This is a genomic window from Rhodococcus sp. NPDC003383, from assembly GCF_053589115.1.
In genome coordinates this window covers 37,933-58,399 of the sequence record NZ_JBSFRG010000011.1, presented here as the reverse complement: position 1 = coordinate 58,399, position 20,467 = coordinate 37,933, and the positions used below count along the sequence as shown (strand labels likewise).

Annotated in this window: 20 protein-coding genes and 6 tRNA genes; 20 read left to right on the top strand and 6 right to left on the bottom strand. The window is 68.8% G+C overall.

What is annotated here, in order from left to right; genetic code table 11:
- The first annotated feature begins 51 nt into the window (after positions 1 to 51).
- Complete coding sequence (zapE, locus tag ACWDTS_RS12215; protein WP_248675144.1) at positions 52 to 1,065, top strand: cell division protein ZapE; 1,014 nt, start codon at positions 52 to 54, stop codon at positions 1,063 to 1,065.
- A 35-nt stretch (positions 1,066 to 1,100) separates the two neighbouring features.
- Here zapE and ACWDTS_RS12210 read toward each other — a convergent pair whose 3' ends face one another.
- Positions 1,101 to 1,655, bottom strand: coding sequence for a GNAT family N-acetyltransferase (locus ACWDTS_RS12210; RefSeq protein ID WP_450109154.1), 555 nt, complete (start codon positions 1,653 to 1,655; stop codon positions 1,101 to 1,103).
- 358 nt (positions 1,656 to 2,013) lie between these two features.
- Between ACWDTS_RS12210 and ACWDTS_RS12205 the strand changes: the two genes are divergently transcribed.
- Positions 2,014 to 2,547 (top strand): 2-isopropylmalate synthase, encoded by a 534-nt coding sequence (locus ACWDTS_RS12205; RefSeq protein ID WP_450109155.1) that lies wholly within the window; start codon positions 2,014 to 2,016, stop codon positions 2,545 to 2,547.
- A gap of 177 nt (positions 2,548 to 2,724) precedes the next feature.
- Here ACWDTS_RS12205 and ACWDTS_RS12200 read toward each other — a convergent pair.
- From ACWDTS_RS12200 to ACWDTS_RS12180, 5 genes are all read right to left on the bottom strand, one after another.
- A tRNA-Val gene (locus tag ACWDTS_RS12200) sits at positions 2,725 to 2,799 on the bottom strand.
- A 19-nt stretch (positions 2,800 to 2,818) separates the two neighbouring features.
- Positions 2,819 to 2,894: transfer RNA gene (locus tag ACWDTS_RS12195), tRNA-Gly, on the bottom strand.
- Positions 2,895 to 2,940: 46 nt separating this feature from the next.
- A tRNA-Val gene (locus tag ACWDTS_RS12190) sits at positions 2,941 to 3,015 on the bottom strand.
- A gap of 1 nt (position 3,016) precedes the next feature.
- A tRNA-Cys gene (locus tag ACWDTS_RS12185) sits at positions 3,017 to 3,087 on the bottom strand.
- A 25-nt stretch (positions 3,088 to 3,112) separates the two neighbouring features.
- Positions 3,113 to 3,185, bottom strand: a tRNA-Gly gene (locus ACWDTS_RS12180).
- Between the two features lie 421 nt (positions 3,186 to 3,606).
- Between ACWDTS_RS12180 and ACWDTS_RS12175 the strand changes: the two genes are divergently transcribed.
- The 18 genes from ACWDTS_RS12175 (at position 3,607) to secF (ending at position 20,467) form a co-directional block, all read left to right on the top strand.
- A tRNA-Val gene (locus ACWDTS_RS12175) sits at positions 3,607 to 3,678 on the top strand.
- A 328-nt stretch (positions 3,679 to 4,006) separates the two neighbouring features.
- Positions 4,007 to 4,477 (top strand): DUF742 domain-containing protein, encoded by a 471-nt coding sequence (locus tag ACWDTS_RS12170; RefSeq protein WP_450109157.1) that lies wholly within the window; start codon positions 4,007 to 4,009, stop codon positions 4,475 to 4,477.
- Positions 4,478 to 4,660: 183 nt separating this feature from the next.
- Positions 4,661 to 6,727: a threonine--tRNA ligase gene (thrS, locus tag ACWDTS_RS12165; protein ID WP_197252522.1), complete on the top strand. Its 2,067-nt coding sequence runs from the start codon at positions 4,661 to 4,663 to the stop codon at positions 6,725 to 6,727.
- Positions 6,724 to 7,287 carry an HIT family protein gene (locus ACWDTS_RS12160; RefSeq protein WP_248676667.1) on the top strand — a complete coding sequence of 188 codons (564 nt, stop codon included), beginning with the start codon at positions 6,724 to 6,726 and terminating at the stop codon, positions 7,285 to 7,287. Before thrS ends, ACWDTS_RS12160 begins: the two co-directional genes overlap by 4 nt.
- Before the next feature lie 121 nt (positions 7,288 to 7,408).
- Complete coding sequence (gene pgsA / locus ACWDTS_RS12155; RefSeq protein ID WP_450118261.1) at positions 7,409 to 8,068, top strand: phosphatidylinositol phosphate synthase; 660 nt, start codon at positions 7,409 to 7,411, stop codon at positions 8,066 to 8,068.
- On the top strand, positions 8,065 to 8,967 hold the full coding sequence (locus ACWDTS_RS12150; RefSeq protein ID WP_197252519.1) for a phosphatidylinositol mannoside acyltransferase: 903 nt from the start codon (positions 8,065 to 8,067) through the stop codon (positions 8,965 to 8,967). The genes pgsA and ACWDTS_RS12150 overlap by 4 nt, the downstream gene beginning before the upstream one ends.
- Positions 8,968 to 10,095 (top strand): glycosyltransferase family 4 protein, encoded by a 1,128-nt coding sequence (locus ACWDTS_RS12145; protein ID WP_248676670.1) that lies wholly within the window; start codon positions 8,968 to 8,970, stop codon positions 10,093 to 10,095.
- Positions 10,092 to 11,111, top strand: coding sequence for an NUDIX hydrolase (locus tag ACWDTS_RS12140; RefSeq protein ID WP_450118260.1), 1,020 nt, complete (start codon positions 10,092 to 10,094; stop codon positions 11,109 to 11,111). Before ACWDTS_RS12145 ends, ACWDTS_RS12140 begins: the two co-directional genes overlap by 4 nt.
- A gap of 168 nt (positions 11,112 to 11,279) precedes the next feature.
- Positions 11,280 to 12,182, top strand: a complete 903-nt coding sequence (gene pdxS / locus ACWDTS_RS12135) for a pyridoxal 5'-phosphate synthase lyase subunit PdxS (RefSeq protein WP_197252517.1) — start codon at positions 11,280 to 11,282, stop codon at positions 12,180 to 12,182.
- Between the two features lie 91 nt (positions 12,183 to 12,273).
- The gene (locus ACWDTS_RS12130; RefSeq protein ID WP_197252516.1) at positions 12,274 to 13,095 is read left to right on the top strand and encodes an acyl-CoA thioesterase; all 822 of its coding nucleotides are present in this window, start codon (positions 12,274 to 12,276) and stop codon (positions 13,093 to 13,095) included.
- Between the two features lie 53 nt (positions 13,096 to 13,148).
- A complete protein-coding gene (gene pdxT, locus ACWDTS_RS12125) occupies positions 13,149 to 13,757 on the top strand; it encodes a pyridoxal 5'-phosphate synthase glutaminase subunit PdxT (protein ID WP_197252515.1) in 609 nt (202 codons plus the stop codon).
- 73 nt (positions 13,758 to 13,830) lie between these two features.
- Positions 13,831 to 14,583 (top strand): YebC/PmpR family DNA-binding transcriptional regulator, encoded by a 753-nt coding sequence (locus ACWDTS_RS12120; RefSeq protein WP_197252514.1) that lies wholly within the window; start codon positions 13,831 to 13,833, stop codon positions 14,581 to 14,583.
- 102 nt (positions 14,584 to 14,685) lie between these two features.
- The gene (gene ruvC / locus ACWDTS_RS12115; protein ID WP_248676529.1) at positions 14,686 to 15,264 is read left to right on the top strand and encodes a crossover junction endodeoxyribonuclease RuvC; all 579 of its coding nucleotides are present in this window, start codon (positions 14,686 to 14,688) and stop codon (positions 15,262 to 15,264) included.
- Positions 15,261 to 15,857, top strand: coding sequence for a Holliday junction branch migration protein RuvA (gene ruvA, locus ACWDTS_RS12110; RefSeq protein ID WP_197252512.1), 597 nt, complete (start codon positions 15,261 to 15,263; stop codon positions 15,855 to 15,857). The genes ruvC and ruvA overlap by 4 nt, the downstream gene beginning before the upstream one ends.
- Positions 15,854 to 16,966, top strand: coding sequence for a Holliday junction branch migration DNA helicase RuvB (gene ruvB, locus ACWDTS_RS12105; protein ID WP_197252511.1), 1,113 nt, complete (start codon positions 15,854 to 15,856; stop codon positions 16,964 to 16,966). Before ruvA ends, ruvB begins: the two co-directional genes overlap by 4 nt.
- A gap of 114 nt (positions 16,967 to 17,080) precedes the next feature.
- Positions 17,081 to 17,428: a preprotein translocase subunit YajC gene (gene yajC / locus ACWDTS_RS12100; protein WP_197252510.1), complete on the top strand. Its 348-nt coding sequence runs from the start codon at positions 17,081 to 17,083 to the stop codon at positions 17,426 to 17,428.
- A 106-nt stretch (positions 17,429 to 17,534) separates the two neighbouring features.
- Positions 17,535 to 19,283 carry a protein translocase subunit SecD gene (gene secD, locus ACWDTS_RS12095; RefSeq protein WP_197252509.1) on the top strand — a complete coding sequence of 583 codons (1,749 nt, stop codon included), beginning with the start codon at positions 17,535 to 17,537 and terminating at the stop codon, positions 19,281 to 19,283.
- A gap of 2 nt (positions 19,284 to 19,285) precedes the next feature.
- On the top strand, positions 19,286 to 20,467 hold the full coding sequence (gene secF, locus ACWDTS_RS12090; protein WP_248676528.1) for a protein translocase subunit SecF: 1,182 nt from the start codon (positions 19,286 to 19,288) through the stop codon (positions 20,465 to 20,467).

Here is a 20,467-nt window from a genome sequence, read left to right as displayed (position 1 = left end):
ATCCGCCGCTGGTGTACGTATGGCCTCACCACACGCCTCTACCCTGGAGGAATGCAAGAACGTCTCGTCGATCGCAGTCCCGTGGTGCCGGCCGAACAACTGGTTGCACAGCTCGTGCCGCCCGCGATGTTCGACGAGGTGAGCTTCGCGTCGTACATCCCCGATCCGAACCAGCCGAGCCAGGCCGCCGCGGTCCGCGCTGCCGAGGCGTTCGTCGGCAAGATCGGCAAGATCCGCGGCGGCAAGCGCGGTCTGTTCGGTCGCAAGGCGCCGTCCACCGGCGCCGGGCTGTACCTCGACGGCGGGTTCGGTGTCGGCAAGACCCACCTGCTCGCGTCGATCTTCCACAGCGCGCCCTCGCCCAAGGCGTTCGGCACGTTCGTCGAGCTCACGCACGTGGTCGGCGCGCTCGGCTTCAACAAGGCGGTCGAGGAGCTCTCCACCCATAGCGTGCTCTGCATCGACGAGTTCGAGCTCGACGATCCGGGCGACACGATGCTGGTGTCGCGTCTGCTGACCGAGCTGTCCGCGCGCGGCGTGTCGATCGTGGCGACCTCCAACACGCTTCCCGGCCAGCTCGGTGAGGGCCGGTTCGCGGCACAGGACTTCCTCCGCGAGATCAAGAAGCTCGCCTCGATCTTCGAGACGCTGCGCGTCGACGGCCCGGACTACCGGCACCGCGACCTGCCGCCGGCGCCGGACCCGATCTCGGCGGAGGAACTGATCGAACGCGCCGAGCAGATCCCCGGCTCCACGCTCGACGACTTCGACGAGCTGTGCGCGCACCTGAGCACGCTGCATCCGTCGCGTTACGGCAAGCTCATCGAGGGCGTGTCGGCCGTCTTCCTCAACGGGGTGCACCCGGCCGAGGACCAGTCCGTCGCACTGCGTCTGGTGGTGCTCGCCGACCGGCTGTACGACGCGAGCATCCCGGTGACCGTGGCCGGTGCCAAGCTCGACGAGATCTTCACGCCGGAGATGCTGGCCGGCGGCTACCGCAAGAAGTACCTTCGCGCGACCTCGCGTCTGCTGGCGCTGTCGCGCTTCGAGGTCGCCGCCAGCTGAGGGGTATGCCTCAGGGGGTATGCCTCAGGCGCCTCTCACAGTTCGCGCTGCATGACGTAGTCCTGGTGGGTCTGCGAACCCACCAGGAACGTGCGCGTGCCCACCGTCCGGAAGCCCTGCTTGAGGTAGAAGGCCTGGGCGCGTTCGTTCTCCTGGTTCACCCCGAGCCACAGTCCCGCACGCCCGGCCGCCGCGGCGCGCTCCACGATCGCGGCCATGAGCGCCGCCGACACGCCGGTGCCGTGACGGCCCGGCAGCACGTACAGCTTGCTGATCTCCACGGCCGGGGTCGCCGTGATCATCGCCGCGATGTCGGGGTCGGCCGGCGGTGCGTCGATCGCCATCAGGTAACCGACGATCTCGCCGCCGATGCTCGCCTTCAGCACGATCCGGGTCGGATCGGTCAGGTACTCGCCGAACCGTTCCGCCGAGAGGGTCTGGGCGATGAACTCGTCGATGTCGTCCCGGTTCGATCCGGGAGGGCACGCGAGCGGAAACGTGGTGGCGGCGACGTCGGCGAGCGTTTCGGTGTCCCAGATCCCGGCCTGTGCGACGGAGACGGCGGACTCTTCGACTGAAGGCGTGGACATAGGTTCCAGTAGACCACCCGGCCCACGCGCAGGTGGGCGGGGCATCGAGCCTGCCCCCGGAAATGGCTGAACCCCAGCCTTGGATGGGGGGTCATGGCTGGGGTTCATCTACCATCGGGGGGGATGGCACCACTGACGATACATGAGGGGTTCCTCAGGTTCCACTTTCCGCGGTCACGTTTCGATCACGTATCGACGGTGCAAAGGTTGCCTTTCGGACTTTCACCCTTTACTGTGGCCTGTCATGAAGCGCGTACTCGTAGTTCACCGCCGTAGCGGGGTCTGATTCGGACCGACCCCTCGCTGCGGGTCGTTGAGCTACCTGTCGGTCCTCCCTTCTCGTGGAAGACCTCCTCCGATGAACGCCTTCACCTCCTTCGCTCCCGATCGTCGTATCGCCGCTGCGCGTCCCTTCGCCTCCTGCACCGAGACCGATCGGCTCACCTCGCTCGACCCGTTCGCCGCCCGCTACGGCCGTGCCCTGCCGCTCGCGCTCCGCGCCGAAGCCGCCGGCATGTCCTGGACCGAATTCGCGGCGAACTACGCCCCGCAGGGCGGGCCGCTGGAACTTCGCGCCTGGAACACCACCGTGTTGACCGGGGGACTGTGCGCCTACGAGGCGACCTTCGAGCTCGACGGGACGGAGCGCAGCACCGCCTCCGTCGCGACCGGCCCGGTGTCCGCGATGACCGGCATGATCCACGAGCTCGGTTTCCGCCTCGAAATCCGTTCGTTCCACCGCCAGGACATGGGGGACACCCACGCGACGTTCCTGCTGTGCGAGTCCGACGACGAGAGCAGCTGCTGGGTGATGGGACTGGGCGGCACGGCCGCGGAGTCGACGCTGCGGGCGATGATCGCGGGAATCAACCGGCTGTACGGCACGCGCTGATCCACCGAAGCTCGATCCATCGAAGCCGGGACGGCCTCGCACGAGCGATCGTGCGAGGCCGTTCGGCGCTCGGCATCTGAATGCCGCTCCCGGGAACGGAACGACCCGACGCAGACCGACGAACGGACACAGAACGAGGAAGACCCCCTTCGGATGAAGGGGGTCTTCCTCGTATTCTGGTGCGCGATACTGGGATTGAACCAGTGACCTCTTCCGTGTCAGGGAAGCGCTCTCCCGCTGAGCTAATCGCGCCGGCTCGAAACGCCGGTTGTGGAGCGGATGACGGGATTCGAACCCGCGACCCTCACCTTGGCAAGGTGATGCGCTACCAGCTGCGCTACATCCGCATTGCACGTGATTTTCGAACCGATCGACCCACGTGCAGGTCGATCGTGGTGCGCGATACTGGGATTGAACCAGTGACCTCTTCCGTGTCAGGGAAGCGCTCTCCCGCTGAGCTAATCGCGCGAGGTGGAGACGGGAATCGAACCCGTGTGCACGGCTTTGCAGGCCGTTGCCTCACCACTCGGCCACTCCACCGTAAAAGGTCGAGTCCAACCTCTCGAGCGGATGACGGGATTCGAACCCGCGACCCTCACCTTGGCAAGGTGATGCGCTACCAGCTGCGCTACATCCGCATTCGCACCGTTCGGCGTTGTGCTCTCCGTGGTGCGGTTGAGAACATTAGCCGACCATCGACGAAACACACAAATCCGCAGGTGAACCGGCATATATGACTCGGTGAACCGGTGCCCTCGCCGCATCGGTGGACCGTCCGTCGGCGGTGGGCGGGCCGGAACGGGTCGAGACGGGCCGAGGAGCCGGGCCGGAACGGACCGCGGACGGTGTGCCGGGCGCCGGCCCTCGGTGCCCGTCGCCGGCGAAGGGGACGAGCACGCACGCGCGCACGTGTGCGGGACCGTTTCCGGGTGTCGGCCGGGCCCGGGGCTCCCATCGGGGTCGTGTCTTCCCTTCGGAATCGCGTCTGACCTGGCGATTCGTCTTCATCCGGTAGTCGTGTTAGTGTTCCATCTCGTTCGAGCCGCTGCGAAGCGGCGCGGTCCCGTGGCTCAGTGGAAGAGCGTCCCGTTCACACCGGGGAGGTCGCTGGTTCGATCCCAGCCGGGACCACAACAATCGCCCGATCACGAGAGCACCCCGATGGGGTGCTCTTTTCGTATGCGCCCCGCCCCGTGCATGCCCTCGACGGCCGTTGTCCGGACGGGTTCGATGGGAACGGCGGGGCTGTCGTGGCAGGTGTGACCTGCGCAACCTCACCAGATGGTGTGACTGATGGCAGGATCGATCTCACCGCAAGGAGGATGGGGCTGAGATGAGTGTCGCCGACAATCAATGGCCGGCCGTGGGGATGACGGGCGCCCGATTCGGCACTGCCGCGCGGCGGCGGAGGTACATTCCGAAACACGCCGCCACAACTGCCTCGGAGATGGATGACGACGTGTCATACATCGACGAGGATCCGGTAGCGGACGCCGCCGCCGGAAGGCATCCTGTGGACGCGGTGGGGGCAGTGCAGCCCAGGATGTCCGAGACTTTCGTGGGGGACAAGAACATGGATCAGGAAGCGCCGTCGTTCGTGCGCCCGTTCGTGCGCAGCCAGGGGCGCACCCGGGCCGAAGTGGATCTTCCGCTCGAAGCGCTGGTTTCGACATCCGCGATGGTGGCGACGTCCGAGAACACCGGGGTGATGCCGAGTCTCGACGAGCACCGCATCGTGCTGGGACTCTGCTCGCAGCCACGCTCGATCATGGAGGTCGCCGCGCTCGCCGGGATTCCCCTCGGTGTCGCGCGGGTGCTCGTCGGCGATCTGGCGGCCTCGGGGGAACTCACCGTGCACCGGACGGTCGACCGGGTCGGTCCCGGCGCGGAACTCCTCCGGCGGGTCCTGAGCGGACTGAACGAGCTCTGACCCGGCCGTCGCGATCGCGATCGGTCCTCGATCCGGCACAACGGGGCGGCGACGGCGCGACCGCGCCGTGCCGATAGCGGCGGGACCGGGGCGTGCCGATAGCATGGGGAGGTTGCCGACGCGCGCCTCTGCGCGGCCGGCCACCGTCCATCGTCAGGCATCGAGCCGGAGGAGTTCACCACAGTGACCACGCCCGCATCCGCGAAACCAGCCACGCTCGTCCGGGTGCCCGCGGGAACCACTGCCGGTGCCGCCGTGCGTGACGCCGGGCTGCCCGTCAAGGGACCCGAGACGATCGTCGTCGTCCGCGACCCGGAGGGTGCCCTCCGCGACCTGGCGTGGACGCCCGAGGAGGACGTCGAGGTCGAGGCGGTCGCCGCCGACACCGAGGACGGACGCAGCGTCATCCGGCACTCCGCCGCGCACGTGCTGGCCCAGGCCGTGCAGCAGGAGTTCCCCGAGGCCAAGCTCGGCATCGGCCCGCCCATCAAGGACGGCTTCTACTACGACTTCCAGGTCGAGCGCCCCTTCACCCCGGAGGACCTCGCGAAGCTCGAGAAGCGCATGAAGAAGATCGTCAAGGACGCGCAGCGCTTCTCCCGCCGGGTCGTCGAGAACCTCGAGGACGCCCGCGAGGAGCTGAAGAACGAGCCGTTCAAGCTCGAGCTGATCGACGACAAGTCGGGCATCGACGACCCCGAGATCATGGAGGTCGGCGGCAAAGAGCTGACCATCTACGACAACCTCAACCCGCGCACCGGCGAGCTCGTGTGGAAGGACCTGTGCCGCGGACCGCACGTCCCGACCACCAAGTTCATCCCCGCGTTCAAGCTGACCCGCAGCTCCGCCGCGTACTGGCGCGGTGACCAGGACAACGCCGGTCTGCAGCGTGTCTACGGCACCGCGTGGGAGTCCGCCGAGGCGCTGGACAAGCACCTCGAGCTCCTCGCCGAGGCCGAACGTCGGGACCACCGCAAGCTCGGCAACGAACTCGACCTGTTCTCGTTCCCCGACGAGCTCGGTTCCGGCCTGCCCGTGTTTCATCCCAAGGGCGGCATCATTCGTCAGGAGATGGAGAACTACTCGCGCCGGCGGCACGTCGAAGCCGGTTACGAGTTCGTGTACTCGCCGCACATCACCAAGGGCCACCTCTACGAGGTGTCCGGTCACCTCGACTGGTACCGCGACGGCATGTTCCCCGCGATGCACATCGACGAGGAACTGAACGAGGACGGGACCGTCCGCAAGCCGGGGCAGGACTACTACCTCAAGCCCATGAACTGCCCGATGCACGACCTGATCTTCCGGTCGCGCGGGCGTTCCTACCGCGAACTGCCGTTGCGCATGTTCGAGTTCGGTTCCGTCTACCGCTACGAGAAGTCCGGCGTCGTCCACGGACTGACCCGCGTGCGCGGCATGACGCAGGACGACGCGCACATCTTCTGCACCCCGGAGCAGATGCGCGACGAGCTCACCAGCGTCCTCAACTTCATCCTGGACCTGCTCAAGGACTACGGTCTCGACGACTACTACCTGGAGCTGTCCACGAAGAACCCGAAGAAGTTCGTCGGCAGCGACGAACTGTGGGAGACGGCCACCGAGACACTGCGTGAGGTCGCCGAAGCCTCCGGTCTGCATCTCGTGCCGGACCCGGGCGGCGCCGCGTTCTACGGTCCGAAGATCTCCGTCCAGGTCAACGACGCCCTCGGGCGCAACTGGCAGATGTCGACGATCCAGCTCGACTTCAACCTGCCCGAGCGGTTCGAGCTCGAGTACACAGGCCAGGACGGCGCCAAGCACCGCCCGGTGATGATCCACCGCGCGCTGTTCGGTTCGATCGAGCGGTTCTTCGGTGTGCTCACCGAGCACTACGCGGGCGCGTTCCCGGCCTGGCTGTCGCCGGTGCAGGTCGTCGGCATCCCGGTCGCCGAGAACTTCGCCGATCACCTGCTCGACGTCGCGCAGCAGCTGAAGGCCGAAGGCATCCGCGCCGAGGTCGACCTCAGCGACGACCGCATGCAGAAGAAGATCCGCAACCACACCACCCAGAAGGTCCCGTTCATGCTGCTCGCCGGCGAGCGGGACGTCGAGGCCGGTGCGGTGAGCTTCCGCTTCCGCGACGGCACCCAGGTCAACGGCGTGCCGGTGGCCGAGGCCGTGCGCATCGTCGCCGACTGGGTCCGGCGCCGCGAGAACGCCTCCCCGACCGCCGCGCTCATCGCGCCCGAGGGCGCGGAGCTCGGGTCGTGACCGGCGACCGGGGCTGCGGCCCCGCCGAGACCGAAGCCCTCGTCGACCGGGGTGTCGGCGAAGCCGACCATCTGCAGCGGTTGTGGTCGCCGCACCGCATGTCGTACATCACCGAGTCCCCGCGGGCGGAGGACGGCCCGTACGAGCCGTTCACCGACATCCCGAAGATGACGGACGAGGAGGGACTCGTCGTCGCGCGCGGAGAGTTCGTCTACGCGGTGCTCAACCTGTACCCGTACAACCCGGGCCATCTGATGGTGGTGCCGTACCGGCGGGTGGCGAACCTCGAGGACCTGACCTTCGAGGAGAGCACCGAACTGATGGCGTTCGCGCAGCGCGCGGTGAGGGTCATCAAGCGGGTGTCGCGGCCCCACGGCTTCAATGTCGGTCTCAATCTCGGTGCGGCAGCAGGAGGTTCGCTTTCGGAGCACCTGCACCTGCACGTGGTTCCGCGGTGGGGCGGCGACGCCAACTTCATCACGGTCCTGGGAGGATCGAAGGTGATGGTGCAGTTGCTGCGCGACACGCGGGCACTGCTGGCATCCGCATGGGACGAGTGACACCGTCCACTCCTGAACACGACCCGTACGGGTTCGCCGTGCGCAGCGGACGAAGGTCGGACGGTCGTGGCAGGATCGTGTCCCGAACAGGACGAATCGAGCCGGAAACGGGGGTCGCGAGATGCTGAGCTTCTTCGGGCGGGCATCGGTGTCGAAGGTCACCGCGCCGCTCGGCAGGGCATTGATCCGCACCGGCCTGACTCCCGACGCGGTGACGCTGATCGGCACGGTCGCGACGATCGCCGCCGCCCTCACGCTGTTTCCGATGGGGCAGCTGTTCTGGGGCACGATGGTCATCTGGCTGTTCGTGATGTTCGACATGCTCGACGGGGCCATGGCCCGGGCGCGTGGCGGTGGCACCCGGTTCGGCGCGGTTCTCGACGCCACCTGCGACCGAGTCGCGGACGGCGCGATCTTCGCGGGCCTGGCCTGGTGGGCGGTCTACGACGAACAGAGCCGTCCGCTGCTCGTCGCCACGCTGATCTGCCTCGTGTCGTCCCAGGTCATCTCGTATGCGAAGGCGCGGGCGGAGGCGAGCGGGCTGTCCGCCGACGGCGGCCTGATCGAGCGCCCGGACCGGTTGATCATCGTGCTCGTCGGCGCCGGCTTCACCGGTCTCGGGATCGACTGGGCCATCCACGTCGCGATGTGGCTGCTCGCGGCCGGCTCGGTGATCACCGTCTTCCAGCGGGTCATCGCCGTGCGTCGTTCGCCCGGCGCCCGGGAACTGCTGCCGATAACCCCGGCACCGGCCACCGGCACCGACGGAGAAGCCGCATGACGTCCGCCGAGCGCCTGACCGATCTCGGATACGGCGCCGGATGGCGGCTGGTGCGCGCGCTCCCTGACCGGGTCGCGCGCGTCCTGTTCGACACCGGCGCCGACATCGCCGCCCGGCGGAACGGCGGCCCGCAGCAGTTGCGCCGCAATCTCGCCCGCGTGCTCGGCGTCGCCCCGGAACACGTGCCGGACGACCTGATCCGCCGGTCGATGCGTTCCTACGCGCGGTACTGGCGCGAGGCGTTCCGGTTGCCGTCGATGGACCTCGACGCGACCGCCGCGGCCATCGACTCGTCGATCGAGGGCCGCGAGCACATCGAGGCGGCCCTGACCGCCGGGCGCGGCGCGATCCTGGCCCTGCCGCACAGCGGCAACTGGGACATGGCCGGGGTGTGGTGTGCCCGCACCTACGGGCAGTTCTCGACGGTCGCCGAGCGCTTGCGCCCGGAGTCGCTGTACCAGCGTTTCGTCGACTACCGCGAACATCTCGGGTTCGAGGTGTTCCCGCTCTCGGGTGGCGAGAGCCCGCCTTTCGTCGAATTGTCCGCACGCCTGCGTGACAATCGGATCGTGGCTCTGCTCGGGGAACGCGACCTGGCTCGCAAGGGTGTGCCGGTGACGTTCTTCGGCGAACCCACCCGGATGCCCGCCGGTCCCGCGAAGCTCGCCGTCGAGACCGGTGCCGCGCTGCTGCCGGTGCACTGCTGGTTCACCATCGACGGCTGGGGGTTCCGGGTGCACCCGGAGATCGACGTGACCGGCGGGCTGGAGGCGGCCACCCAGGCCCTCGCGGATCGGTTCGCCGCCGACATCGCCGAACACCCAGCAGACTGGCACATGCTGCAGCCGCTGTGGCTCGACGACCTGTCGGCCGAGCGGCGCGCCCGGATGGAGGCGTAGTTGAGGATCGGCATGGTCTGCCCGTATTCGTTCGACGTACCGGGCGGAGTACAGGCACACGTCGTGGATCTGGCCCAGGTGCTGATCGAACGCGGCCACAAGGTCAGCGTGCTCGCGCCGGCCTCGGAGGACACGGTGCTGCCGCCGTTCGTGGTCTCGGCCGGACGGGCCGTCGCCATCCCGTACAACGGGTCGGTGGCGCGGCTGAGCTTCGGACCGGTGTCCTACGCCCGGGTGCGGCGCTGGATCAACGACAACGACTTCGACGTCCTGCACATCCACGAACCGAACGCGCCGAGCCTGTCGATGCTGGCCCTGAAGGTGGCCGAGGGCCCGATCGTCGCGACCTTCCACACCTCCACGACGAAATCGCTGGTGCTCAGCACGTTCCAGGGTGTCCTGCAGCCGTATCTGGAGAAGATCAGCGGCCGCATCGCGGTGTCGGAACTGGCCCGCCGCTGGCAGGTGACCTCGCTCGGCGGGGATGCCGTGGAGATCCCCAACGGCGTCGACGTGCCGTTCTTCGCGCACGCCCCGCTGCTGCCCGGCTATCCCCGGGCCGGCCGGACGGTGCTGTTCCTGGGCCGCTACGACGAACCCCGCAAGGGCATGGCCGTGCTGCTCGGCGCGCTGCCGACGCTCGTCGGGAAGTATCCCGACCTCGAGGTGCTCGTTGTCGGCCGCGGCGACGAGGACAAGCTCCGCAAGGAAGCCGGACGTCTCGCGAAGCACCTGCGGCTGCTCGGGCAGGTCAGCGACGCCGAGAAGGCGTCGGCGATGCGCAGTGCCGATGTGTACTGCGCCCCGAACCTCGGCGGCGAGAGCTTCGGGATCGTGCTGGTGGAGGCGATGGCGGCCGGGACCGCGGTCGTCGCCAGTGAACTCGACGCGTTCCGCCGGGTGCTGCGCGACGGTCGTGCGGGTGTGCTGGTGCCGGTCGGGGACTCCGACGCGCTCGCCGAGGGCATCCTCGAGGTTCTCGCCGACGACGCCCGCCGCGCCGACCTGGTCGCCGAGGGATCCTCGGTGGTCGGAACCTACGACTGGCCCGTGGTGGCCGAGCAGATCCTGCGGGTCTACGAGACGGTGACGGTCGGGGCCGGACGGGTACGGGAGGTCCGCTCGTGACACTCAGTGCGGTGACGATTCTCGTCCTCTCCGTGATCGCGGCAGTGGTCGTCGGCCTGGGACTGTGGGCGTACACGACCGCGAACCGGCTCGACCGGCTGCACGTGCGGTCGGATCTGTCGTGGCAGGCGCTCGACGCGGCGCTGGCCCGCCGGGCGGTGGTGGTGCGCAGCATCGCCGCGTCGGTCCCGGCCGCGGACGGCAAACGTCTCGCCGCCCTCGCCGATCGTGCCGAACGCGCGGACCGGGAGCACCGAGAGACCGCCGAGAACGCGCTGTCGTCCATGCTCACGACGATCGACAGCGAACGGTTGCGACCCCAGCTGGTCGCCGAGCTGGCCGACGCCGAGGCCCGCGTCATGATCGCCCGGCGCTTCCACAACGACGCGGTCCGTGACACCCTCGCGCTGCGCACCCGCCGCCCGGTGCGGTGGCTGCATCTCGGTGGTACCGCACCGCTCCCGACGTTCTTCGAGATCGCCGAACGCTCCGGCGCCTCCGCCCGGACCTCCCGCATGCCGGACGAGACCCGCACCTCGGCGCGGGTCGTCCTCTTCGACGACGAGGGTCGGGTGCTGCTGCTGCGCGGAAACGATCCGACCACCCCGGACGTGCACTTCTGGTTCACCGTCGGCGGAGCCGTCGAGGTGGGGGAGTCGCTGCGCGAGGCGGCGGTGCGGGAGCTGAAGGAGGAAACGGGGCTGGTGACCGACCCGGATCGGCTCGCCGGTCCGATGTGGCGTCGGGTCGCGGTGTTCCCGTTCAACGGTGAGGTGATCCGCTCGGAGGAGTTGTTCTTCGCGTTGCAGGCACCGGTGTTCGTGGCCGGGGACGCGGGTTTCACCGACCTCGAGCGGGCGATGGGGCTCGAGCCCCGCTGGTTCACCGCCGACGAGATCCACGGACTGCAGCAGCGCGGTGAACCGGTGTACCCGCAGGACCTGGCGGATCTGCTCGGGGAGGCCCGGGACGTGGCCGTGCGGCGCACCGAACCCGAGGTGCGCGCGATCCGGTGACCGGCCCCTCGGGGACGCGGTGACCGGGAGCACAAGGCCAGGTCTCCGCGACTGGCTATCGGTGGGGCGCCGGGTGCGGTCATAGGCTCCTTCTGGCCACGGAACCCGTCCAGGACCACGGTGTTCCGGCGGCTGCCGACCGACAGACCACACGTGTAGGAGTTCGCTGTGAGCACCCCCGAATCCGCCCCCGCCACCGGCACCGCCCGCGTCAAGCGCGGCATGGCCGAGATGCTCAAGGGCGGCGTGATCATGGACGTCGTCACTCCCGAGCAGGCAAAGATCGCCGAGGACGCGGGCGCCGTCGCGGTCATGGCGCTCGAGCGGGTGCCGGCCGACATTCGTGCCCAGGGCGGCGTCTCCCGGATGAGCGACCCGGACATGATCGACGGCATCATCTCGGCCGTGTCGATCCCGGTGATGGCCAAGGCCCGCATCGGTCACTTCGTCGAGGCACAGATCCTGCAGTCCCTCGGTGTGGACTACATCGACGAGTCGGAGGTGCTGACGCCGGCCGACTACGAGAACCACATCGACAAGTTCGCCTTCACGGTGCCGTTCGTGTGTGGCGCCACGAACCTCGGGGAGGCGCTGCGCCGCATCAACGAAGGTGCGGCGATGATCCGTTCGAAGGGCGAGGCCGGTACCGGCGACGTCTCGAACGCCACCACCCACATGCGCAGGATCCGGCAGGAGATCCGCCGGCTCACGTCGCTGCCGGAGGACGAACTGTACGTCGCGGCGAAGGAACTGCAGGCCCCGTACGACCTGGTCGTCGAGGTCGCCAAGGCAGGCAAGCTGCCCGTCACGCTGTTCACCGCCGGTGGTATCGCGACTCCCGCCGATGCCGCGATGATGATGCAGCTCGGCGCCGAGGGTGTCTTCGTCGGCTCAGGCATCTTCAAGTCCGGCAACCCGGCCCAGCGCGCAGCCGCGATCGTCAAGGCCACCACCTTCTTCGACGACCCGGACGTGCTCGCGAAGGTTTCCCGCGGTCTCGGCGAGGCGATGGTCGGCATCAACGTCGACGAGATCCCGCAGCCGCACCGGCTCGCCGAGCGCGGCTGGTGATCGCCCACCCGTGAGCGCACGGTGACGGTTCCCGTCACCGTGCGGTGAGGGAGGCGATATAGCCTTGGACCGCACAGTGGAAGGGGCGGGCATGGCGAAGATCGAAGAGATCCTGGCGCTCGAACAGATCGAGAAGGACATCTTCCGGGGCATCGCGACGGAGACGTTGCTGCCGCGGACGTTCGGCGGGCAGGTCGCGGGTCAGGCGCTGGTTTCCGCGGTGCGGACCGTCGATCCCGCGTTCGAAGTGCATTCGCTGCACGGCTACTTCCTACGGCCCGGCAACCCGACGATGCAGATCGTCTATCTCGTCGATCGCATCCGCGACGGACGGTCGTTCTGCACCCGCCGGGTGACCGCGGTGCAGGACGGCAAGGCGATCTTCACGATGTCGGCGTCGTTCCACGTGGACGAGCGGGGAATCGAGCATCAGGACACCATGCCGCGGGTCCCGATGCCCGAGGATCTGCCCGACCCGGACCTGGTCGACGACCCGACGGTGCACTGGGCGCGGATCGAATGGGCCGAATGGGAGTTCCGGTTCGTTCCGCGGGAGCAGATGGACACCTCGAGCCGCTGGGCGTCCCAGCAGCAGGTGTGGTTCCGCTCCCGCGAGGCACTGCCGGACGACCCCGTCTTCCACGTGTGCACCCTCGCGTACATGAGCGACATGACGCTGCTGGGATCGGCCAGTGTCGCCCATCCCGACGAGAAGACGCAGGGCGCCTCGCTCGACCACGCGATGTGGTTCATGCGTCCGTTCCGCGCCGACGACTGGCTGCTCTACGACCAGACGTCCCCGTCCGCCGGGTTCGGGCGCGCGCTGACGCAGGGCCGGATCTTCGACCGGAACGGCAACATGGTCGCCGCGGTCGTGCAGGAAGGATTGACCCGCTACCTGCGCGAATCGTGAACACATCCCGCCGGGGAGACCCGGCGGCACAACGAACAGGCAGGTAGTTTTCCGTGGGTACGACACCGACCATCGGCGTGCTGGCGTTGCAGGGCGACGTCCGTGAACACCGGGCCGCACTCGACGCGGCCGGCGCGCACACGATCGCGTTGCGCCGCGCGAGCGAACTCGACAGCGTCGACGGCGTGGTGATCCCCGGCGGCGAATCGACGACGATGAGCCGCCTGCTGCAGGTGTTCGATCTGCTCGAGCCGTTGCGGGCGCGGCTGCGGGACGGACTGCCCGCATTCGGTTCGTGTGCGGGCATGATCCTGCTCGCCTCGGAGGTCCTCGATACCCGGCCCGACGCCGAGCATCTCGACGCGCTCGACATCACGGTGCGCCGCAACGCGTTCGGCCGCCAGGTCGACTCGTTCGAGACGGATCTCGAGGTGCTCGGTATCGACGACGGTCCGGTGCGTGCGGTGTTCATCCGCGCACCCTGGGTCGAAAAGGTCGGTGCCGGTGTGGAAGTGCTCGCGGCGGTGCCCGACGGGCCGGCGGCGGGGCGGGTCGTCGCGGTGCGGCAGGGAGTGGTGATGGCGACGTCCTTCCACCCCGAGGTCACCGGGGACCTGCGGGTGCACCGCATGTTCGTGGACGCGGTCCGGAAAGCCCGGTAGCCCCGGAGTAGAATCTCTGTTCCGACCTGTCGGTGCATGCCGACTTCACCTCGCCGGAAGGGGCTCGAAGCGAATGAGCGGCCACTCCAAATGGGCCACCACCAAGCACAAGAAGGCGGTCATCGACGCCAAGCGCGGCAAGATGTTCGCGAAGCTGATCAAGAACATCGAGGTGGCGGCCCGCACGGGTGGTAGTGACCCCGCCGGCAACCCGACGTTGTTCGACGCGATCCAGAAGGCGAAGAAGAGCTCGGTCCCCAACGACAACATCGAACGCGCCCGCAAGCGCGGCGGTGGCGAAGAGGCCGGCGGTGCCGACTGGCAGACCATCACCTACGAGGGCTACGGCCCCAACGGTGTCGCCATCCTCATCGAGTGCCTGACCGACAACCGCAACCGCGCGGCCGGTGAGGTGCGCACCGCGATGACCCGCAACGGCGGCAACATGGCGGACCCGGGTTCGGTGTCGTACCTGTTCACCCGCAAGGGCGTCGTCGTGCTGGAGAAGAACGGCCGCACCGAGGACGAGATCCTCGAGGTCGTCCTCGAAGCCGGCGCCGAGGAGATCAACGACCTGGGCGACAGCTTCGAGATCGTCTCCGAGGCCTCCGACCTGATTCCGGTGCGGACGGCGCTGGTCGAGGCCGGAATCGACTACGACTCGGCCGACCCGGACTTCCGGGCGTCGGTCGAGGTGCCCGTCGACGCCGAGGGCGCCCGCAAGGTGTTCAAGCTGGTCGACGCGCTCGAGGACTGCGACGACGTGCAGAACGTCTACACCAATGTCGACGTCTCGGACGAGGTGCTGGCCGAGCTCGACGCCTGAGCCACGGTCTTCGTCCCGCCGGGGCTGCGTGTCGCACTGCCGACGCGCAGCCCCGACGACTATGCTCTCGAACAGATGTTCGTGGCGGTGAGAGGTGGTCGGGTGCGTGTCATGGGTGTCGATCCCGGCCTGACCCGCTGCGGACTCGGCGTGGTGGACACCGGACGCGGCCGCGAGGTCCATCCGGTGGCCGTCGGGGTCGTGCGGACCCCCACCGACCTCGATCTCGCGCAGCGTCTGCTGCGGATCTCCGAATCCGCCGAGGAGTGGATGGACCGCTACCGGCCCGACGTGGTCGCCGTGGAACGGGTGTTCTCGCAGCACAACGTGCGCACCGCGATGGGAACCGCGCAAGCGGGTGGTGTCGTGGCCCTCGCCGCGGCCCGCCGGTCGATCCCCGTCATGTTCCACACCCCGAGCGAGGTCAAGGCTGCCGTGACGGGCAACGGCAGCGCCGACAAGAAGCAGGTGACCGCCATGATCACCCGCATCCTCGAGCTCGACTCGGCACCCAAACCGGCGGATGCCGCGGACGCGCTGGCGCTGGCGGTCGCGCACTGCTGGCGCGCACCGATGCTCGCGCGCCTCGCGGCGGCCGAGGCCATGGCGGCCGCTCAGAAACGACGATACGAAGAGCGGCTGCGTGAGCAGGCGGCCGCGCGGAAGGCAGGTGGCCAGTGATCGGGTCGGTGCGCGGCGAGGTACTGGACATCGCCCTCGACCATGTCGTCATCGAGGCCGGCGGCATCGGCTACCGGATCAACGCGACACCGGCGACCCTCGGCACGCTGCGCCGGGGCGACGAGACCCGGCTGGTCACCGCGATGATCGTGCGCGAGGACTCGATGACGCTCTACGGGTTCGCGAACACCGAGGCGCGCGAGCTGTTCGGGCTGCTGCAGACCGTGTCCGGGGTCGGCCCGCGGCTGGCGATGGCCACCCTCGCGGTTCTGGAACCCGACGCGTTGCGCGCCGCGCTCGCCGAGGGCAACACGACCGCCCTCACTCGTGTCCCGGGCATCGGCAAACGCGGCGCCGAACGCATGATCGTCGAACTGCGCGACAAGGTCGCGGCGTTCGCGGGTGCCGGCGAGACGACGACGGCGGCCTCGGCGTCGCCGATCCGCGACCAGATCGTCGAGGCGCTGGTGGGGCTCGGATTCACCGCGAAGCAGGCCGAACCGGCCACCGACACCGTGCTCGCGGAGGATCCGGGCGCGGAGGTGTCCACGGCGCTGCGTGCCGCGCTCAAGCTGCTCGGTAGGTCGCGATGACCGACGAATACCGCGAATTCGACCGCGCCCACTCCACCGACCGGGACGAACCGTCGCCGGTGACCGCGCGGCACCTGCCGTCCGACAGCGACATCGAGACGAGCCTGCGGCCGAAGAGCCTCGACGACTTCATCGGCCAGCCGCGGGTGCGGGAACAGCTGCAGCTCGTGCTGCGGGCGGCCAAGCTTCGGGGCGGAACCCCCGACCACATCCTGCTGTCGGGACCGCCCGGCCTCGGCAAGACCTCCATGGCGATGATCATCGCCGCCGAGCTCGGCACGTCGCTGCGGCTCACGTCCGGCCCGGCGCTCGAACGTGCGGGCGACCTCGCTGCGATGCTCTCCAACCTCGCGGAGGGCGACGTGCTGTTCATCGACGAGATCCACCGCATCGCCCGGCCCGCCGAGGAGATGCTGTACCTCGCGATGGAGGACTTCCGGGTCGACGTCGTCGTCGGCAAGGGACCCGGAGCCACGTCGATCCCGCTCGAGGTCGCCCCCTTCACGCTGGTCGGCGCGACCACCCGTTCCGGTTCGCTGACCGGCCCCCTGCGCGACCGCTTCGGGTTCACCGCGCACATGGACTTCTACGAACCCGCCGAACTGCAGCAGATCCTGCATCGTTCGGCCCGGCTGCTGGGCATCGACCTGCGCGAGGATGCCGGTGCCGAGATCGCCGGCCGGTCCCGCGGCACTCCCCGTATCGCGAACCGGTTGCTGCGGCGCGTCCGGGACTACGCCGACGTGCGTTCCGACGGGGTCGTCACCCGCGAGATCGCCCAGGCGGCGCTGGCGGTCTACGACGTCGATCCGATCGGCCTGGACCGGCTGGACCGCGCCGTGCTCGGAGCCCTGGTGCGCAGCTTCGGCGGGGGACCGGTCGGGGTGTCCACCCTCGCGGTCGCGGTCGGTGAGGAACCGGCCACGGTCGAGGAGGTGTGCGAACCGTTCCTGGTGCGCGCGGGGATGATCGCCCGCACGCCGCGCGGGCGGGTCGCGACGCAGGCCGCATGGCTGCAGCTCGGTCTGACACCTCCGCCCGAGGCCGCAACCGGCGGCATCGAGGTGCGTGCGCGCGAACCGCAACTCGACCTGTTCGACGGGGACTGACCGCGCGGCCCGGGTGACGGGCCCACCATCCGCTCGGCGGGTGATGGCACACTGGTCTATTGCGTCGGCACGCGGAGGCCGCTCGTCAATCGATACCGAGGACTGACTTCAACGATGGAACTGCTCTTCCCGCTCTTGATCCTTGCACTGCTGGTGCCCACGTTCCTCGGAATCCGGCGTCAGAAGAAGGAAATGCAGAAGGTCACGGAGCTGCAGGATTCGCTGCGCATCGGTGACCGGGTGGCGACGACGGCGGGCCTGCACGCGACGGTCGTGGCGCTGTCCGACACCACCGTCGATCTCGAGATCGCGCCCGGCGTCGTCACCACGTGGGCACGCATGGTGGTCCGGGAGAAGCTCGAGGACACCACCGGTACCACCGGTAACACCGATACCGGTACGGTCTCGTTCGGCAAGGACGACGACACCGATCCGCCGGCGGGTCGTCCCACCGAATACTGATCTTCATCGGGCGGCGGCACCGGAGTGGTCTCGGGTGGCGTCGCGCAGCGGTCACTGCGACCGCCACCACCGAACCACTCACTCGTTACGAGGAGACTGACTGACCGTGGCACCTTCCAACGGATCGGTGCATCCAGCGCGTTCCCTCGCCCTGTTCGGGGCGATCCTGGTGGCGCTGTATGCACTGGTCTTCTTCACCGGGGACAAGTCGCCGACACCGAAACTCGGTATCGACCTCCAGGGCGGCACCCGCGTCACGCTCACCGCCCGCACACCGGACGGCAGCAGCCCGAGCCAGGACAGCCTCCGGCAGGCGCAGCAGATCATCGAGACCCGCGTCAACGGCCTCGGCGTGTCCGGGTCCGAGGTCGTCGTCGACGGCGACAACCTGGTCATCACGGTGCCCGGCGACGACAGCGCGCAGGCCAAGACCCTCGGCCAGACCGCGCGGCTCTACATCCGGCCGGTCCTCGGTGGCCCGATCGCCAGCGCGAACACCAGGGGGGAGAACCCCGAGGCGCAGAACCCGGAGACCCAGAACCCGACCCAGTCCCCGGCGGAGCCGGCCCCGGTCGAGCCCGCACCGGAGAATCAGGCGCCCGAGAATCCGGCACCGGAGAACCCCGAGCCGCAGGGCCGGCCGTTCCCGGCCCAGGAGCCGACCGACACGCCGGTCGCACCGGAACCCACCGCCACCCCCGCACCCGCTCCGGAGGCACCGGCCGGCGGTGAGCTCGACCCGCAGGCGCAGGCCGCCGCGGACATCGCCGCCGCGAAGGCGCTGCGGCAGAGCGAGGATCCCGCGACCCAGCAGCAGGCCGCGATGTCCCTGGACTGCTCGGTCGCCGATCCGCTCGCCGGCAACGACGATCCGGCCCTGCCGCTCGTCGCGTGCTCGACCGACGGCACCTCCGTCTACCTGCTCGGCCCCAGCATCATCGACGGTCAGCAGATCACCGACGCCACGGCCGGTTTCAACAGCCAGCAGTCCCGCTACGAGGTCAGCCTGACCTTCGACAGCGAGGGCAGCAACACGTGGGCGCAGTTCACCGCCGCGAACATCGGCCAGCAGGCCGCGTTCACGCTCGACTCGAAGGTCGTCAGCGCACCCGTCATCCAGGGCGCGACGCCCGCCGGCAGCGCCACGTCGATCACCGGCAACTTCACCAACACCCAGGCCACCGAACTGGCGAACACCCTCAAGTACGGTTCGCTGCCGCTCTCGTTCGTGGCCTCCGAAGCCGAAACCGTCTCCGCGACGCTCGGATTCGCGTCGTTGCAGGCCGGCCTGATCGCCGGTGCGGTCGGTCTCGTGCTGGTGCTGCTGTACTGCCTCGCGTACTACCGCATGCTCGGACTGCTCACCGCGCTGTCGCTGGTGCTCTCCGGCCTGGCCGTGTACGCGATCATGGTGCTGCTCGGCCGCTACATCGGCTACACGCTCGACCTGGCCGGTATCGCCGGCCTCATCATCGGTATCGGCATGACGGCCGACTCGTTTGTGGTGTTCTTCGAACGCATCAAGGACGAGATCCGCGAGGGCCGCAGCTTCCGATCCGCGGTACCGCGCGGTTGGGCGCGTGCCCGCCGGACGATCCTGTCCGGAAACGCGGTCAGCTTCATCGCCGCGGCGGTGCTGTACTTCCTCGCCGTCGGGCAGGTGCGCGGGTTCGCCTTCACTCTCGGCCTGACCACCATCCTCGACGTGGTCGTCGTGTTCCTGGTGACCTGGCCCCTGGTGCATCTGGCATCGACCTCGAAGTTCTGGTCCAAGCCGAGTGTCAACGGACTCGGCGCCATCCAGCAGGTGGCGCGTGAGCGTCAGCTCGCAGCGGCCTCGGCGAAGGAGGCGTGACGATGACCGACACGACGACGGCACCGCACCACAGTGGACTGTCCCGCCTCTACACCGGCACCGGTGGTTTCGACATCGTCGGACGCCGCAAGTTCTACTACGTGCTCACCGGCGCGATCGTGCTCGTCGCGCTGCTGAGCATGCTCATCCGAGGCTTCTCCTGGGGTATCGACTTCGAGGGCGGCACGCGAATCCAGATGCCCGCGGTCGAGGGCGTGACCACCGAACAGGTCGAGACGGTCTACAGCGACACGCTCGGCACGGAGCCGGTGGCGGTGCAGACCGTCGGTTCGGGTGCCGGCGCGACCATCCAGATCCGCTCCGAGGCGCTCGATCTCGTGCAGGTCAACGCCCTGCAGTCGGCATTGTTCGAGGAGTTCCAGCCGACCGACAGCGACGGCGTCCCCTCCCGCAACACCATCAGCGTCGCCGACGTGAGCGAGACGTGGGGCGGGCAGATCACCAAGAAGGCGCTGATCGCGCTCGTGGTGTTCCTCGTGATCGTCAGCGTCTACATCGCCGTGCGCTACGAGCGGGACATGGCGATCGCGGCGATCGCGGCGTTGTTCTTCGACATGATCGTCACCGCGGGCATCTATTCGCTGGTCGGCTTCGAGGTCTCGCCCGCGACCGTCATCGGTCTGCTCACCATCCTCGGTTTCTCGCTGTACGACTCGGTCGTCGTGTTCGACAAGGTCGAGGAGAACACCCGCGGCATCCTGCACCTGCATCGGCGCACCTATGCCGAACAGGCGAACCTGGCCGTCAACCAGACGCTGATGCGGTCGATCAACACCACGATCATCTCGGTGCTGCCGGTGATCGCGCTGATGGTGATCGCGGTGTGGCTCCTCGGCGTCGGCACGCTCAAGGACCTGGCGCTCGTGCAGCTGGTCGGCATCGTCGTCGGTGCCTACTCGTCGATCTTCTTCGCGACGCCGCTGCTGGTGACGCTGAAGGAGTGGCGCGGCCCGATCGCTGCGCACACCAGGAAGGTGCTCGCCAAGCGGGAGGCCGCCGCCGGCCGGGCCGCGACCGCGGCCGCTGTGGTCGACGCCGAGCCGGTATCGGTTCCGGATCGCTCCGGCGCGCACGCGGTGCACCGGCAGCCGACCGCGCCGGCGCAGCGTGCGCCGAGACCCGGCGCGCGGCCGACGGGGAAGCGCGGCAAGAGAAGGCCCTGA

What these genes read in the sequence shown, in the direction of transcription:
- yajC (WP_197252510.1), top strand. Translation starts at nt 17,081, where the DNA reads ATGGAACTGCTCTTCCCGCTCTTGATCCTTGCACTGCTGGTGCCCACG.
- ACWDTS_RS12120 (WP_197252514.1), top strand. Translation starts at nt 13,831, where the DNA reads ATGAGCGGCCACTCCAAATGGGCCACCACCAAGCACAAGAAGGCGGTC.
- pgsA (WP_450118261.1), top strand. Translation starts at nt 7,409, where the DNA reads ATGCTGAGCTTCTTCGGGCGGGCATCGGTGTCGAAGGTCACCGCGCCG.
- ruvB (WP_197252511.1), top strand. Translation starts at nt 15,854, where the DNA reads ATGACCGACGAATACCGCGAATTCGACCGCGCCCACTCCACCGACCGG.
- ACWDTS_RS12210 (WP_450109154.1), bottom strand. Translation starts at nt 1,655, where the DNA reads ATGTCCACGCCTTCAGTCGAAGAGTCCGCCGTCTCCGTCGCACAGGCC.
- ACWDTS_RS12150 (WP_197252519.1), top strand. Translation starts at nt 8,065, where the DNA reads ATGACGTCCGCCGAGCGCCTGACCGATCTCGGATACGGCGCCGGATGG.
- ACWDTS_RS12205 (WP_450109155.1), top strand. Translation starts at nt 2,014, where the DNA reads ATGAACGCCTTCACCTCCTTCGCTCCCGATCGTCGTATCGCCGCTGCG.
- secF (WP_248676528.1), top strand. Translation starts at nt 19,286, where the DNA reads ATGACCGACACGACGACGGCACCGCACCACAGTGGACTGTCCCGCCTC.
- zapE (WP_248675144.1), top strand. Translation starts at nt 52, where the DNA reads ATGCAAGAACGTCTCGTCGATCGCAGTCCCGTGGTGCCGGCCGAACAA.
- ACWDTS_RS12130 (WP_197252516.1), top strand. Translation starts at nt 12,274, where the DNA reads ATGGCGAAGATCGAAGAGATCCTGGCGCTCGAACAGATCGAGAAGGAC.